The organism is Flavobacterium helocola (assembly GCF_038289885.1).
GTDB lineage: Bacteria > Bacteroidota > Bacteroidia > Flavobacteriales > Flavobacteriaceae > Flavobacterium > Flavobacterium cheniae.
The window spans coordinates 305,068-321,582 of the sequence record NZ_JBBYHT010000003.1; the positions used below are offsets into that span (position 1 = coordinate 305,068).

Genomic DNA, 16,515 nt, shown 5'->3' on the forward strand with positions numbered 1-16,515 from the left:
ATGGATTAAGGGTTGTTTATTTTTATTTTTTAAATTTTGCAATCGTTTTCTGAACTTCTGTTCTTTCCCAAACTACTGGGAATAACTCTTGAAACAAAGATAGATGTTTTGGTTCTAATTTCATTCCGTTTATAAGGTGAAGATTTCCCTTTGTCACATCATCTGTTAAGAAATATAATCCTGCTAAACGATATTCCATTTCGTACTCGTCCGGTAATACATTACTAGCCTCTAAAAGAATTTCGATAGCAGTATCAAACTCGCCTAAATATTGTAAAACGTCTGTCCAAAGTGTGAATGTATCTAAATTGATATCGCCACTTTCAAATGCTTTTCGATAGCCATATTCGGCTTCTTCAAAGAAATGAAGTGCCGTATTTACAGCAGCAAAACGTTTCCAGTATAACGAATTATCGCCATCAATTCCGATAGCTTTGTTTACGTAATACAACGCTTTTTGATAGTTTTTTTGACGAATGTAAAAATCGGTAATTGCAATCCAACCTTTGTCTAACAATGGGTCTTCGTGAACCGTTTTTAGGTAGTAGTTTAGTGCAAATTCGGTATTTCCCAAACGCTCGTAACATTTCGCCACACGAAGCAGTACAAAAGAAGAAGGATCATCTAATTCTAATGTAATGTTGTAACAATCAATAGCTTCTTGATATTTTTTTAGTTTTTCGTATGATTTTGCTTTTTCCATGTACGCACCTAAGAAGGTTTCGTCAATTAAAGTAGCGTAATCAAAAGCCCAAACTGCTTTTTCATAGTTTTTTAGCGCATAATATTGTCTTCCTAACTGATGCCAAGCGACTTCACTATACGGGTTTTTATCAATGAATTTATTTAGGTAAACAATAGCATCTTCATTCTGATCTAAGAAATCAAAACAATACACTACGTTGTAAAGTGCCGAGTAATCTTCGGTATCTTCATCTAAACATTTGATGAAATTTTCTTTTGCCATTTCAAGATTATCCATGAAAAGATATTCCATTCCAATCATCGAATATACATCAGCATAATCATCAGTATATTTCAAAGCGATTTTTAGAAAAGAAATAGCCTTTTCGTGTTCGTCTCGTTTAGAATGTATGTTGGCTTTTTGGATGTAAATTTCTTCGTTAGTTGGTTCAATAGCATATAACTCGTTTAATAACTTTTCAGCAATATCGAGTTTGTCTTCGTAAACCAACATTTCAACCTGAACTAATTTTAATCCGGTAGATTTTGGATGTTGTTCTAAACCTAATTTTAGCGCTTTTTTGGCCAAGTTCAATCGGCCGGTATCCATATAATGAAGAATAATATCTTCAAACTCCTCAGAATCAAAGAAAAAAACTTTGTTAGTTTTTAACATCGATTCAAATTTAGATAAGGACAAGCTGTTTTCTTCTTCTTCGTGACTCAAATTCATAGCGCTTCGTTTTATGATTTTATCCTTATTAAAATTAAGGAATAATATTGGGGTAGTGGTTTGGGGTTTGAATTGTTGTAAACAATTTAATTAACAATTTACAATTACAAGAGCAACTTCAAAAATCAATTTCAAAATTTAGTTTGAGTTTAAAAAAAAACATCAAACTCCCATCTTCCATCATCCATCATTTCATTTCTCTTTCTATTTCATTTAATACCTCAATAATAATGCCACATCCTTTTGTAATTTCTTCATTACTAATTGTTAATGGCGGTGTAATTCGAACAGCGCAACCTTCGAATAGGAGCCAGAATAAGATGACACCTCTTTTGTGACAACGTAAAATTACTTCATTTGTAATCTCTGGAGAATCGGTCATCGCAGCAATCATAAGGCCTCGACCGCGAATTTCTTTGATTAACGGATGGACTAAAAGGCTTCGGAATAATTGCTCTTTTTCTAAAGTTTCAGCCATTAAATTGGTTTCGGTAACTTCTTGTAAGGTAGCCAAACAAGCTGCCGCTATGACAGGATGTCCGCCAAAAGTAGTAATATGACCTAGCTTTGGATCGTGACTTAATAAATCCATCATTTCGGCTGATGCTGTGAAAGCACCAACAGGCATTCCGCCACCCATTCCTTTCCCCATAACTACCACATCAGGAACAACATCGTAGTTTTGGAATCCGAAAAGTTTTCCGGTGCGACCAAATCCAGGTTGGATTTCGTCTAATATCATGATAGCGCCTACTTCATCACAACGTTGGCGCACTTTTTTAAGAAAATCGTTTTGAGGTTCAATAAAACCAGCGCCACCTTGAATGGTTTCTAATAAAACTCCAGCTGTTCTAGTGGTGATTTTTTCTAAATCTGCTTCGTTGTTGAATGTTATGAAATCTACATCTTGAATTAACGGACGAAAAATTTGTTTGCGTTCTTCGAATCCCATCACACTCATACTTCCCATAGTATTTCCATGATAAGCATTGTGACATGAGATTAATTGACTTCTTCCGGTTACACGACGAGCTAATTTTAAAGCACCTTCAATAGCTTCCGTTCCTGAATTAACTAAATACGTTTTCGTAAGTGGATAGGGAAGATGTTGTGCTAATAATTTACATAATTCCGTTGCTGGATGTTGGGCATATTCGCCATACACCATTACATGAGAATAGGTGTCTAATTGTTTTTTGATGGCATCATTTACACGTTGCGGTTGATGCCCTAATGTGTTTGCTGAAACTCCAGCAACCATATCCAAATAGGCATTGCCGTCTGTATCGTAAATATACGAACCCTTAGCATGAGAAATCTCCATGGCTAATGGGTGAGGTGAGGTTTGTGCTTGGTATTTAAAAAAATCTTCAATCATTTTTTTGTAGAATCGTTAATGTGTTAAATTGTTTAACTGAAAATTAGCTAAACTTATTAACTTATTAATTGATTATTTTTTTGGAGCTGTTTTCTTTTTTGATGCTGCTTTTTTCTCAGTTTTCTTTTCTTCAACTTTTTTATTGTCGTCGAATTCTAAAGTTTCTGGAAGAATCTCCATAGGTTTTTCAGCAGCTACAGCTTTCTTTTTCGCTTCGATTTGAATTTTATCGTCTAATGCAATTTCTTCAGCTGGGAAAATGTCATCTTTATTCAGAATGCGTTCATCACCGCGCCAAAGGAAGCCTCTAAGTTTTCGTGCATTTTCAGGAAAATCTGCTTCTGGATAAATAAAACTATCGGTTTTGGTAAAGAAAGTAATTGAATTGATTTTATTAGCTTCTAATTCCAAATTAATTTTACTACAAACTGTTTTGTTGATTCCAATGAACTCATTAGCATCGTTGTACATGTAATAAATGACTTCGGCATTCTTAACAACATCGACTTCTTTTAGTTTACTATCAACAAATTTTCCATATAAATTCTGTCCTTTTATCTGATTGTAACCATTTTTGCTGAGACTGTCTTTTTGTATAATAAAAGCATTATTGAGTACTTTTAGAGAATCTAATTTTTGTGTTTTGTTGTTACCAATTAAATGCATTACATCTCCTGTCATTTGGTTTTCGTTGTTCCAAAGAATAGGTTTTCCAATCATTTTCGTCAACTGAGTTTTATTGTTGGAATGAAGCGAATCACATTTTCCACTCATATCACTTTTGTAAAAGCGAACATTGTTAAAAGCACGAATCACACGATCTTCTTGCGGTCCTGAAACAATGATTTTTTTTCCGTGCATATACAAAGTATCTTTTTCTACCAATGTTTTTACTAAAGCTCTTTTGGTTAAAATCATCGAGTCTTTTTTGGTAGCGGCATTTCTGTACAATTCTGCGTAATGGCCTGTAGCGATAACCTTATTGATGGTATCGGTAATTTTTACATTGTTGATACCTCTTGAGTAATTTTTCTTTCGGTCATAATACAAATCATCACCTTCAATAATTTTGTTGTCGAGCGTAATTTTGGAATTTTTGGAGAGTTTTCCAACATCATTTGTAGTGTCGTAAAACCCGTTTTCGGTATAAATTACGTTTTCTTTACTAGTAATGGTTGAAGGTCCAAAAACATAGGCATGACCTGAATTTTCGTAATAATCTAAATTATTAGTTTTGATGGTGCTTTCTGGATTCGTAACCGTTACTGCGGTTGTGAATTTGTATTTTTTTTGGTCTACATAATAGCGACCCGATTTACTTCTCAACGTATTTTCTTTGTTACGAATGGTACCGTAGGTATTGTAAAACGCTTCTTGATTTTTCTTATCAAAATAAACAGTATCGGTAGTCAATGTAGATTCTGGAGAACGTAAAACTACATCTCCTGTAGCAAAAGCAAACTCTTTGTCACCATTATATTCAGCATAACGGCTGTTCATTGTAATTGTATCGCCTTGATTCATTTGAACATTTCCAAATGCTTTTACGTAATTTTCCTCTTTAAAATGATAGGCTTTATTGCAAAACATTTTTACTCCATTGTGTATGATGCGAACATTTCCAGTAAATACAATTGCACCTGGAATTTCGGTTTGATTCATATCTACGAAATCGGAGTTTTCAATGATAATTTTTTTCTTTTCCTGCGCCACCGAAAAGGTTACTGACAGCAATAAGAAGGCGATATAAAAAAATGTGTTTTTCAAGTCGAATTTATTTTGAGCCAAATTTAAGTAAAAACTCGAAAAGCCATTGATAATTAAGAATATTTTATCATTTAAGAGTATAAAAAAACGCTTTCAATTGAAAGCGTTTTTAGTGATTATTTCATTATCGTTTGTTTTCTGTCTGGTCCAACCGAAATTACTTTGATTGGCACTTCGACTTCTTTTTCAATGAATTCGATGTATGTTTTTAATTCTTGTGGTAATTCATCATATGTTGTCATGCCTGTTAAATCAGCTTTCCAACCTTTCATTTCTGTAAAAATTGGTGTTACATTTTCTGGTTCAATGTTGTATGGTAAATGTTGGATTGCTTGTCCTTTGTAGTTATATCCTGTACAAACTTGTAACGTATCAAATCCAGAAAGTACATCGCCTTTCATCATGTATAATTGCGTTACACCATTAACTTGAACGGCATATTTTAAAGCAACTAAATCTAACCAACCACAACGACGTGCACGTCCTGTAACTGATCCAAATTCGTTTCCTACTTTAGCCATTGTTTGTCCAGCTTGATCGAAATCTTCTGTTGGGAAAGGTCCGCTACCTACACGAGTAGTGTACGCTTTGAAAATTCCGAAAACGTCTTTTACTTTGTTAGGTGCAATTCCTAAACCTGTACAAGCTCCAGCTGCTGTTGTGTTTGATGAAGTTACAAATGGATAAGTTCCAAAATCAACATCTAATAAAGAACCTTGCGCTCCTTCCGCTAAAATTGATTTTCCTTCTTTTAACGCTTTGTTTAAATATTCTTCACTATCAATGAAAGTTAATTTCTTTAAGTCTTCTACTGCTGTAAAAAACTCATCTTCCATTTCTTTAAGATTGTATTGTAATTCTACATCGTAGAACTTAATCATCGCTTCGTGTTTGTCAGCTAAAGTTCTGTATCTTTCTTTGAAATCTTCTAATTCTAAATCACCAATACGAAGACCATTTCTACCGGTTTTGTCCATGTATGTTGGGCCAATACCTTTTAAAGTAGAACCAATTTTTGCTTTTCCTTTTGATGCTTCTGAAGCAGCATCTAATAAACGGTGCGTAGGTAAAATTAAGTGTGCTTTTCTAGAAATGAATAATTTAGCAGTAACATCCATATTGAATTTTGCTAAACCTTCAATTTCTTTTTGGAAAACTACAGGGTCAATTACAACACCATTTCCAATAATATTGATGGCGTTTTTGTGGAAAATTCCAGAAGGAATAGTTCTTAAAACGTGTTTGATTCCATCAAATTCTAAAGTGTGTCCCGCATTTGGTCCACCTTGAAAACGAGCAATAATATCATATTTTGAGGTAAGAACGTCAACGATTTTTCCTTTTCCTTCGTCTCCCCATTGTAATCCAAGTAGTAAATCTACAGTCATTGTGTTGTGTTGTTTGTTGTTATTTGTAGAGACAAGTCAGTGACTTGTCTGTACGGATTATATTAATTTTCGATTCTTCAATTATTGTTGTTTTTTTGTTCCGTAGAAGTAAAGTGAGTGGGTTGAAATATTAATACCAAACATTTCTTCCATGGTTTGTTTAATTTGCTGAATTCTTGGATCGCAAAATTCGATTACCTCGCCAGTGTCTGTTAAAATAATGTGATCGTGTTGTTTATCGAAGTATGATTTTTCATAATGTGCTTGATTTTGACCAAACTGATGACGACGCACCAAACCGCATTCTAATAAAAGTTCGATAGTATTGTAAAGCGTAGCTCTACTTACGCGATAATTTTTATTTTTCATTTTGATGTACAAAGACTCAATATCAAAATGCTCGGTTGCATTGTAAATTTCCTGAAGAATAGCATAACGTTCTGGCGTTTTACGGTGCGCTTTCTCTTCTAAATATTTAGTAAAAACATTCTTTACAATTTCCTGATTATTGTTTTCCATTGCTTTGTTTAATGAAATATCGGCAAAGATAGTGTTATTTTTGCTTTGTATAAAATCCTAAATTTAAAAGGGATATTTTAGTTATTAACTTTTGTTAATTATTATAAACACGTGTCACCTTATCAATTCCATCTACTTTTTTGATGTTTTCAATCAATTTTTTCAGAATAGTGTTGTTTTGAACAACAACTGCTACTTGTCCGTTAAAAATACCAGCTTCACTACTCAACGAAATACTCTGAATATTTACGTTCATTTGGCTTGAAATTACTTTGGTTAAATCGTTAGTTAATCCTAAAATATCCATTCCTGTGATTTTTAAAATGGCTTTAAATTCTTCTTGAGAGGAGTCAATCCATTTGGCTGGAATGATGCGGTAGGCATAATTAGATTGCATGCTAATGGCATTTGGGCAATCTTTTCTATGTACTTTTATTCCTTCATTAATACTAACAAATCCAAAAACTTCATCACCTGGAATCGGATTACAACAAGAGGAAAGTTTATAGTCTAATTTGTCTTGTTCAGTTCCAAATACTAATAAATCGTATTTTTTACTAATTTCATTTTTGTGAATTTGTTCCGGTTGACTAGAAGGAGAACGCTTAATGGTTTTTTTGAAGAAATTAACCAATGTGTTGCTTTTTTGAGCAGCATAATCTTTTAGTTGTTGGTTTTCGATAGCGCCAATTCCAGCTCGGTAATATAAATCTAAACTGGTTTGCAACTTAAAGAAGTTGACCAATTCATTAGTGGTATTTTCGTTTAGAACAATTTTTAAATGGCGTAATTTTCGAGTAAGAATCTCTTTTCCGTCTTCGGCAATCTTTTTAGTATTTTCGTTTAAAACGTTTTTAATTTTATTTTTTGCTCTTGAAGTGGTTACATAATCCAACCATTGCGAAGTTGGTTTTTGATTCACCGATGTAATAATTTCAACTTGATCACCACTATTTAAAACATGATTTAGCGGAACTAATTTTCCGTTTACTCTAGTTCCTCTTGTTTTTACACCAATTTCTGAGTGAATACTGAAAGCAAAATCTAAGGAAGTTGCTCCTTTTGGTAACGATTTAATTTCACCTTTTGGAGTGAACACATAGATTTCTTTGGCATACAAATTCAGTTTAAAATCTTCTACAAAGTCAACGGCATTGGATGTTGAATTTTCTAAAGCTTCTTTCAATTGGTTCAACCAAATTTCCAAACCGTGTTCTTCAGTAGCGCCATTTTTATATTTGTAATGAGCAGCGTAGCCTTTTTCCGCAATTTCGTCCATGCGTTCGCTTCGCACTTGAATTTCAACCCAACGCCCTTTTGGTCCCATTACGGTAATATGAAGTGCTTCATAACCAGACGATTTTGGGGAAGAAATCCAATCTCGTAAACGACTTGGCGAAGGGCGATAATGATCAGTAACTACAGAATATATTTTCCAAGCAATGAATTTTTCGTCGTGTTGGTTAGCTTTGTAAATAATTCGAAGCGCAAATTTGTCGTAAACTTCATCAAAAGTAACGCCTTGAACTTTCATTTTTCTACGGATCGAATAAATCGATTTTGGACGACCTTTGATTGTGAATTCTATTCCTTCGTCAATCATTGATTTACTCAATACATCTGAAATAGTTTTGATGTATTCATCTTGCTCTTCTTTGGTCTCTTTAATTTTACTTACAATATCGTTGTAAACTTCGGGTTCGGTATATTTTAAACCTAAATCTTCTAATTTGGTTTTGATGTTATATAATCCTAAACGATGGGCAAGCGGTGCATAAATATAAAGTGTTTCGGAAGCGATTTTGGCTTGTTTGTAATCCACCATACTTCCCATAGTTTGCATATTGTGCAATCTATCGGCGATTTTGATTAAAATTACCCGAACGTCATCGTTTAACGTCAATAGCATTTTACGGAAATTTTCTGCTTGAATAGAAATTTCCTGATCGGTTTTAACTTTGGCAATTTTGGTTAGACCTTCAACCAATTGGGCGATTTTTGGATTGAACATTTTTTCAATGTCCTCAACCGTAATATCAGTATCTTCCACCACATCGTGCATTAAAGCGGCGGCAATAGAAGTAGCTCCCAAACCAATATCGCGCGCTACAATTTTAGCTACGGCAATAGGGTGGAAAATATAGGCTTCACCTGATTTTCTTCGTTGGTCTTTATGAGCATCAACAGCTACATCAAATGCTTTACGGATGATTTTTTTGTCTTCATCAGTAAGAGTTTGATAACTGATGCGAAGTAATTCTTTATATTCTTGCGCAATGGCTTTGTTTTCGGCTTCTAATTCTAACTCTGTCATACATTTTCTTTAACCAACTAAAAGTAAAGTATTTTTTCTAATTGTGCAAGAGAGAAAATAGAGAAAAGAATAAAGAACAAAGATTTGAAGTTGAATTTTGAAATTGCTATTGAAATTGTCTTTGTCTTTTGGCTTCAAATAGTAAAATAGCAGCGGCAACAGAAACATTCATAGAATCAATTTCGCCCTGCATGGGAATGATGATGTTTTTAGTACTTTCAGTTCTCCATTTTTCTGACAAACCTGTAGCTTCTGTCCCAACCACTAAAGCGGTAGGAGTAGTGTAGTTTTGCGTATGATATTCAGTAGAATCTTGTAAAGTTGCGGAATAAATATTGATGTTATTGGCTTTCAAATAAGCAATAACTTCTTCCGTAGTTCCAACTGCAATTTGTCGGGTAAACAAACAACCTACGCTTGAGCGAACGATATTTGGATTGTATAAATCGCTTTTTGGATTAGCGATGATAACCGCATCAATATTAGCAGCATCAGCAGTTCTTAAAATAGCGCCTACGTTTCCTGGTTTTTCTAATGATTCTCCAACTAAAATTAGTGGATTTTCAGAAAGTTTTAAATCGGATAAGGCTAAAGATTTTGTTTTAGCGATTGCCAGAATGCCTTCAGTTGTATCACGATAGGCTAACTTTTGATAGACTTCTTTTGAAATTTCTATTATCTCTACTTCGCTCGATTTGACAAGGTTTTTTATATCTCTATCCGAAATAATTTCAGGTAAAAATAAAATGGTTTCTAATTCATAACCACCTTTTAATGCTAACTCAATTTCGCGTTTTCCTTCTATTAAAAAAGTGCCCGTTTGTTTACGAACTTTTGCTTTTTCTTGTAATTGAACTAACGATTTAATAAACGGATTTTGAACCGAGGTGATTTGTTTCATATTTTAAGACACAAGTTTAGCCACGAAGGCACTAAGACGCAAAGGTATTATTTTAGTAATTAATTATTACATTCTCAAAATAAGATTTACTGAATTAAAAAAACAATTATATAGGTTACTAAAACAATTAAAAAGAATGTGATAATGAATATTATTTTTGATAGAAAGTCTAAAATCTTATTTTTTTTAATAATTATAATTGAAATAATTGTAAAGAAAGATGTAATCAACATTAAAATAAAAAATAAAGATGCCCATGGGTTTCCACTCGAATATATTGGAATATCCCCAAGAATCCTAATAAGAATTTCGTTAAGCAATAATAATGTTAACGCTACTGAAATTTTAAAATTGAAATTTTCATTATTTAGATTTTTCAATAAAATAAACAAACAAATAGGCATATAAATATACGAAAACGCTCCAATCATATTTTGAAATTCTATTGATAAGATTCCAAATGTTAAAACTATTAAAATTGATATTACAGTATTCAAATGTTCTTTTATCATAAAAGTGTCGATATTATAAAGCCACAAAGTTGTTTAATTCTTTGTGGCTTTGGCTCTTTGTGGCTATAAATTATTTTTTTTGTTGTTCAAATTTTCCTTTGTAACGCTCGTACAATTCCGTGTGGTGACTTTCTAAACTAATTTGTCTTCCATCAATAAAAGCAAATGAAATTACATTCGTTTTCATATCTAAAGCATCGCCTTCAGAAATGAATAAAGTTGCGCTTTTACCTGATTCTAACGTTCCGTATTGCTTATCAATTCCAAGAATTTTAGCTGAATTTCCTGTGATTAATTGTAATGCTTGTTCTTTTGTTAATCCCCACGCAGCACAAGTACCAGCATAAAATGGAAGATTTCTAGTTTGCATACGTTCCATATCGCCTGCATTTTGTAATGCAACTAAAACGCCTGCATCTACTAATAATTTAGCATTTTTATAAGGTAAATTAACATCTTCATCTTCTAAAAGTGGCAAACTGTGTACACGATTTAATAAAACCGAAACATTATTTTCTTTTAATAAAGCACCTACTTTAAAAGCATAATAACCGCCAACAATCGTCATATTTTTGATGTTGTTTTTCTTTTTGAATAAAACCGCATCAATAATTTCTTTTTCGCCATTTGCGTTAACATACAAGGTTTTTTCACCTGATTGTAAACCTTTCATAGCTTCGTAAGGAATATCTTTTTTAGCATTTTTACTTCCCAAATAAGCAAACGCATTGTCAAAATATTCTTGAATAGCTTTTACTTGCGGATCGTAGTTTTTGTTCATTTCGATTCCACCTGGTTCTGCCCACCAACCCGCTCTTGAATAGCTTCTTGGCCAGTTTAAGTGAATTCCGTCGTCAGTTTTAATAGAAGCGTCTTCCCAATTCCATGCGTCTAATTGAACGATTGATGAAGTTCCAGGAATTCTGCCACCTCTTGGTGTAATTTGTGCTAATAAAACGCCGTTTGGACGGGTAGTTTCTACCAATTTTGATTCTGCATTGTAAGCAATAATACTTCGTACGTGTGGATTGAATTGTCCGATTTCACTTTCGTCATCCGAAGCTCTTACGGCATCAATTTCAACTAAACCTAATGTTGAATTCGGCGCGATAAATCCTGGATATACATGTTTTCCAGATGCTTCAATCACAATATCGTGTTTGGCTGGTTTCATTACTGTTGCATCTCCAATGTTTGCAATTTTTCCATCGATAATCGAAATTAAACTGTTTTCAATTACTTTTCCGTTTCCTAAATGCGCTTTGGCACCTAAGATTAAAATCGATTTACTTTGTTTTGGAGCTGGCGTTTGTTGGGCAAACCCAAACAAAGAAATAAATAAAAGAACTATATATTTTTTCATTATTAATTGTATTTATAGTGAGACTCTTTGCAATTTTCTCCTAAGGTATCACAGTGGTAATGACCGTTTTCTTTTTTCTTAGGTAATTGCGTTTTCATTCCTTTGTTTTTAGCGTCTAACATGAAGTTGATTAATTCAGCTCTTTCTTTTTGAATTTCGCTCATCACTTCTTTCTCTTTTTCTAAATCATAGAAAATAATTCCGTCTACTAACGTTTTTTCAGCTCTTGTGTAGATTGATAATGGACTATCAGACCAAAGCACAACATCAGCATCTTTTCCTACTTTGATACTTCCTACTTTATTATCTACTTGAAGAATTTTCGCTGGATTTAAGGTTACGAAATTCCAAGCTTCTTCTTCCGTTACATTTCCGTATTTAACCGTTTTAGCTGCTTCTTGGTTCAAACGTCTTGACATTTCAGCATCATCTGAATTGATAGAAACTTTTACACCTTCGTTCATCATAATAGCTGCATTGTATGGAATTGCATCATTAACTTCATATTTATAAGCCCACCAATCCGCAAATGTTGAACCAGCAACACCGTGAGCCGACATTTTATCTGCTAATTTGTAGCCTTCTAAAATGTGAGTAAACGTTTGAATTTTAAATCCGTAACGCTCTGCTAATTTCATCAACATATTGATTTCTGATTGTACGTAAGAGTGACAAGTGATGAAACGTTTTTTAGCTAAAATTTCGCCTAACACTTCCATTTCTACATCAAATCTTGGCATTTTTTTATTTTTACCTGATTTGTAAGTATCCCACTCATTTTTGTATTCAATTGCTCTGGTGAAATAATCTTCATAAACTTGTTCCACACCCATACGCGATTGTGGGAAACGGCTTCTTTCAAAATCACCCCAATTCGATTGTTTTACGTTTTCTCCTAAAGCAAATTTGATGTATTTTGGAGCATCTTTTACTAACATTTCATCTGGAGAATAACCCCATTTTAATTTGATGAAAGCTGCACGACCACCAATAGGATTTGCCGAACCATGTAATAAGTTAGCTGAAGTAACTCCACCAGCTAAATTTCTGTAAATATTGATGTCTTCTGAATTTACAACATCTTCAATTGTAACTTCTGCTGATGAATTTTGTCCACCTTCGTTAACTCCATTTGAAATAGCAATGTGAGAATGTTCATCAATGATTCCAGCAGTTAAATGTTTACCTGTTCCGTCAACTACCTTTGCTCCAGTTGAAGGTAAGTTTTTGCCAATTTTCGCAATTTTACCGTTTTGGATTAAAACATCTGTTTCTTTAAGATTTCCTTCTTTTTCACCTGTCCAAACCGTAACATTTTTGAATAAAATAGTTTCTTGTTTTGGTTTTTCGTCGTTTCCAAAAGAAATATTTGGATACGTTACCGCATACATAGACGGTACTTTTGGTTCGTCTTTTTTATCGTCTTTCTTTTTATCTTCTTTAACTTCAGTTGCTCTTTTAGTTGCCGTCCAAGAAGTTTCGTTTCCATTTTCTAAAACGGCTTTTCCTTGCATCATGTCTTTTACGAAAGTTCCTGAAAGTCTAACGAAATTCGCTTTTGTAGTATCTTGATTTTTGATTACCAAATTCACCCACGGATCATTGAACTGAATTTTTGTTCCAAAGTTGATGCTATCTTTAACTGCTTTTGCTTCAAATTTTGAAGTTTCGCCTTCGATTTTTAATTCGAATTTATGGTTGTCAAAAACTAAATCGTAAGTCCCTCTGATATCAGTTGGATTGATTTTATCGATGATGTTTCGATTTCCTTGTACCCAGTTTTCTAAGATGTTGCTTTTGTCTTCAAAAATATCTCCTGAAACGATAATGAAATTCGCTAATTTTCCTTTAGAAATAGAACCTACTTTGTCAAATTGATTGACCAATTTTGCAGGAGTTTCTGTTAAAGCTAATAAGGCTTTGTCTTTTGGTAAACCATATAAAACGGCCTTTCTTAAATTTGATAAGAACGATTTTGTTTCTTTTAAATCAGCTGTTGAAATTACAAATGAAACATTGTTCTCAGCTAAAATTTTCAAGTTGAAAGGTGCTTGATTCCAAAATTTCATATCGCTCAAGCTTACTTGTTGCGCTAAGTATGGATCTGTTACATCATAAGCATCTGGAAAATTCAAAGGAATAATAAAAGTAGCTCCCGATTTTTTGATTTCGTCAATGCGTTCAAATTCGTTTCCACTTCCTTTAATTAGATATTTTACTCCGAATTCATCGCCTAATTTATCTGCTCTTAACGCATTTAATTTATCACCAGCATTGAAAATTTGAAGTAAAGATTTGTTCGCATTGAATGCTTCTAAAGATAAATCTTTATTAGTTGCATTTCCTTGTGCATACCATTTAGCATCATGAAATACTTGACGAATTAACGCCATACTTCCCATCATAGAAGAAGGATAACTTTGCTTAGTAAATTTACTTCTACTAAATGTGAAATGTTGTGATACTTTATCTTTCAACATTCTATCAGCATTGGTTCCGAAGTCGTTTAATGTCCAAAGTAAACCGGTTCCTGCAATTACACCATCGTTGTGGTGACTTAAAACGGTACCAAAACCAACTTCTCTTAAACCTCCTGCTGCTTTTTGATCGTAGCTTAAGTTTTCATAAGCATTGTATTCAGGTTTGATGTGGTCGTTCCAATAATAACCTTCACGATTGGTATCGTATTGTGGAGTGAAGTTACCACTTGGTCTTGGAGTAGGTTTGTTGATTCCAAATTCGCTATATAATTCTACGAATGATGGATAAATTGTTTTTCCTGTTGCATCTACAATTGTAGCTCCTTTTGGAATAGAAATGTTTGATCCAACTTCAACAATTTTGTTTTCTTTGATTAACAGCGTTGCTTTTTCAATTTTTTGCGTTGCTGATACATAAATAGTGGCGTTTGTAATAGCAACATAGTTTTTGAAGCTTTGTTTTACGCCATCATTTTTTGGAAAATATTCTTGAGCATTTCCGGAAAATGAAATCAAGAATACTAACAATAACGATAAGTATCTCATGGTTTTTGGTTTAGTAATGGCTAAAGATAAAAATTATCTTCGATTTTAATTATGTAAGAAACGGATTTAAGAAATTTTAACTTTTGTTAATAGTAAATTATCGGTTTATATAAAGATAACCTGTTAATGGTTCGGAATAATTAGGATCATTTAAATAAAGGATATAATAATAAGTTCCAGCAGGCGCTAAAGTACTTCCAACACCTTCTTCTACATAACCATTCCAATCGGGTTTGTTATTGTTTCCTGTCCATAAATGTTTACCCCAGCGGTTGTAAATTAATAATTCAAAATTCATGAAAATATCACGAAGTCCATCGATAAAAAATGTGTCGTTTGAATTATCTCCATTTGGAGAAACTGCATTATAAACTGTAGGAGGACAATTTTCAGTTAATAAAAAGAATGAAGTGATTGAAAAACACCCATTATCAATTCGAACAAAAATTTCTTTTGGAGTTGTAATAGCTTCGTAGTTTGAGGTGTTTGTTATTGGATTTATATTTTGAACGGCATCATTATAACTTTCATGAAATGAAACAACATGACTTGGGTCTGTTTTAACTAATTCAGAGTAACTTGAAAAATCAAAAATACCTCGAGTTAAACCAAGATTACAAGTAGTTATCGAATTTAAATTGTTGAAAGTTGGAGAAACCGTAAGTTCAATATCAATTTGGAAGGTGTTGTTGTTTTCTACTAGTTCTGTAACAATTCCAGAGCCATTTCCTGTATCGTCAACTACAGCTAGCAATGTAAAATTTAGAGGAACAGAGCTTGGAATGGTTAAAGTTATGTTTCCATTTTCGCTACCTCCAATTGGAATTATGTTTTGAGTGTATGCAGTTGCTATTGCTTGTGTTCCAGCATAAAAGGTGATTGGAGTATTGGCTTGTAAAACTTCAGTACTATTTAAATTTGAAACTGTAAAATCAATTGTCACTTCTCTTGAATTACAAGTGGAAATGGGATTTTCTAGTACAATGGTTGCATCAGGTAATTGACTGTTTAGTTTGGTAACTACGGTATTTAACATTACATAATCTTGGCCAGATTGAAGCGAAACCGTTGCTGAAGTGGTACCAGGGACAACATAATCTTCAATTGAATAAACATCTAAATCCATATTGTATAGATTTGTAGCGTTTGTTTCAGTATTAGTTCCGTTAAAAGCGTTATTCATCGGATTTAAAGGATTACTCAAAACATTAGTTGTTCCATTTGCAGTAAAGCTAAGACGTTCACTTACTTGAATCATTCTATCACCTTCCCAAGCTATAAATCCTATTTTAGCTCCTGTATTACTTATCAAATAAAGATTGTTTAATTGAATTGTCATTGTGTCAATTATAGGTGGAGAAACAAAAGGATTTGGGGAAAGCGCTTCAAGTCCTTGGTAGATATTAATTTGATTTAATGTTAAGTTTGGATTCTCGTAGACGACTAAAATAGCCCAACCCGCAAATTGTGTTGCATTTGAAGCGTATGTGGTAACTAAACTATTTATATCAAAATCAGATAAGGTGTAAGTTCCATTTCCAAAAGACTGCACCTGAGCGGTAATATCTTTAAAAGCACTAAAATAATCAAAGTTGCTAAAAGTTCCAGTTACATTACTCAATCTATCTGGGGTGATATCAACTCCATTCAGTTTTACATTAGTATCTCCAGTACCACTTCCAGCCCAATATAAATAGGCTCTTTCAATTCTATCATTACTAGATAAGTTCAAAGTAGCTGATGATGTTGTGAATAAAAATGTTGGTGAAAAATTATTGTTTTCCGATGGATTTAACGTATTTCCAATAAATGTGAAATCGTATCTTCCATTTACTTGGGTAAACAACGAAATATCTTGACCTTTTGTAAAAGTAGGTAATAGAATTCCTAATAGAAAAATGAGGCAAAGTAATTTTTTCAACATACTGAT

Annotated in this window: 10 protein-coding genes; all 10 read right to left on the bottom strand. The window is 33.2% G+C overall.

Annotated elements, in window-relative coordinates; all coding sequences use genetic code 11:
- Positions 1-22: 22 nt before the first annotated feature.
- The 10 genes from AAEO58_RS08645 to AAEO58_RS08690 all read right to left on the bottom strand — a co-directional run bounded on the left by AAEO58_RS08645 (position 23) and on the right by AAEO58_RS08690 (position 16,509).
- The gene (locus AAEO58_RS08645; protein ID WP_341683049.1) at positions 23-1,417 is read right to left on the bottom strand and encodes a tetratricopeptide repeat protein; all 1,395 of its coding nucleotides are present in this window, start codon (positions 1,415-1,417) and stop codon (positions 23-25) included.
- Between the two features lie 187 nt (positions 1,418-1,604).
- Positions 1,605-2,795, bottom strand: a complete 1,191-nt coding sequence (locus AAEO58_RS08650; RefSeq protein WP_341683050.1) for an aspartate aminotransferase family protein — start codon at positions 2,793-2,795, stop codon at positions 1,605-1,607.
- 72 nt (positions 2,796-2,867) lie between these two features.
- Complete coding sequence (locus tag AAEO58_RS08655; RefSeq protein ID WP_341683051.1) at positions 2,868-4,562, bottom strand: OstA-like protein; 1,695 nt, start codon at positions 4,560-4,562, stop codon at positions 2,868-2,870.
- A 116-nt stretch (positions 4,563-4,678) separates the two neighbouring features.
- Positions 4,679-5,950: an adenylosuccinate synthase gene (locus tag AAEO58_RS08660; RefSeq protein WP_341683052.1), complete on the bottom strand. Its 1,272-nt coding sequence runs from the start codon at positions 5,948-5,950 to the stop codon at positions 4,679-4,681.
- 81 nt (positions 5,951-6,031) lie between these two features.
- A complete protein-coding gene (locus tag AAEO58_RS08665) occupies positions 6,032-6,469 on the bottom strand; it encodes a Fur family transcriptional regulator (protein WP_341683053.1) in 438 nt (145 codons plus the stop codon).
- A gap of 94 nt (positions 6,470-6,563) precedes the next feature.
- Complete coding sequence (locus AAEO58_RS08670) at positions 6,564-8,783, bottom strand: RelA/SpoT family protein (protein WP_133610014.1); 2,220 nt, start codon at positions 8,781-8,783, stop codon at positions 6,564-6,566.
- Positions 8,784-8,889: 106 nt separating this feature from the next.
- The gene (locus AAEO58_RS08675; protein ID WP_341683054.1) at positions 8,890-9,684 is read right to left on the bottom strand and encodes a TrmH family RNA methyltransferase; all 795 of its coding nucleotides are present in this window, start codon (positions 9,682-9,684) and stop codon (positions 8,890-8,892) included.
- 582 nt (positions 9,685-10,266) lie between these two features.
- A complete protein-coding gene (locus AAEO58_RS08680) occupies positions 10,267-11,559 on the bottom strand; it encodes an amidohydrolase family protein (protein ID WP_341683055.1) in 1,293 nt (430 codons plus the stop codon).
- Between the two features lie 2 nt (positions 11,560-11,561).
- Positions 11,562-14,585, bottom strand: a complete 3,024-nt coding sequence (locus AAEO58_RS08685; protein WP_341683056.1) for an amidohydrolase family protein — start codon at positions 14,583-14,585, stop codon at positions 11,562-11,564.
- A 97-nt stretch (positions 14,586-14,682) separates the two neighbouring features.
- Positions 14,683-16,509, bottom strand: coding sequence for a T9SS type B sorting domain-containing protein (locus AAEO58_RS08690; protein WP_341683057.1), 1,827 nt, complete (start codon positions 16,507-16,509; stop codon positions 14,683-14,685).
- Between the last annotated feature and the right edge of the window lie 6 nt (positions 16,510-16,515).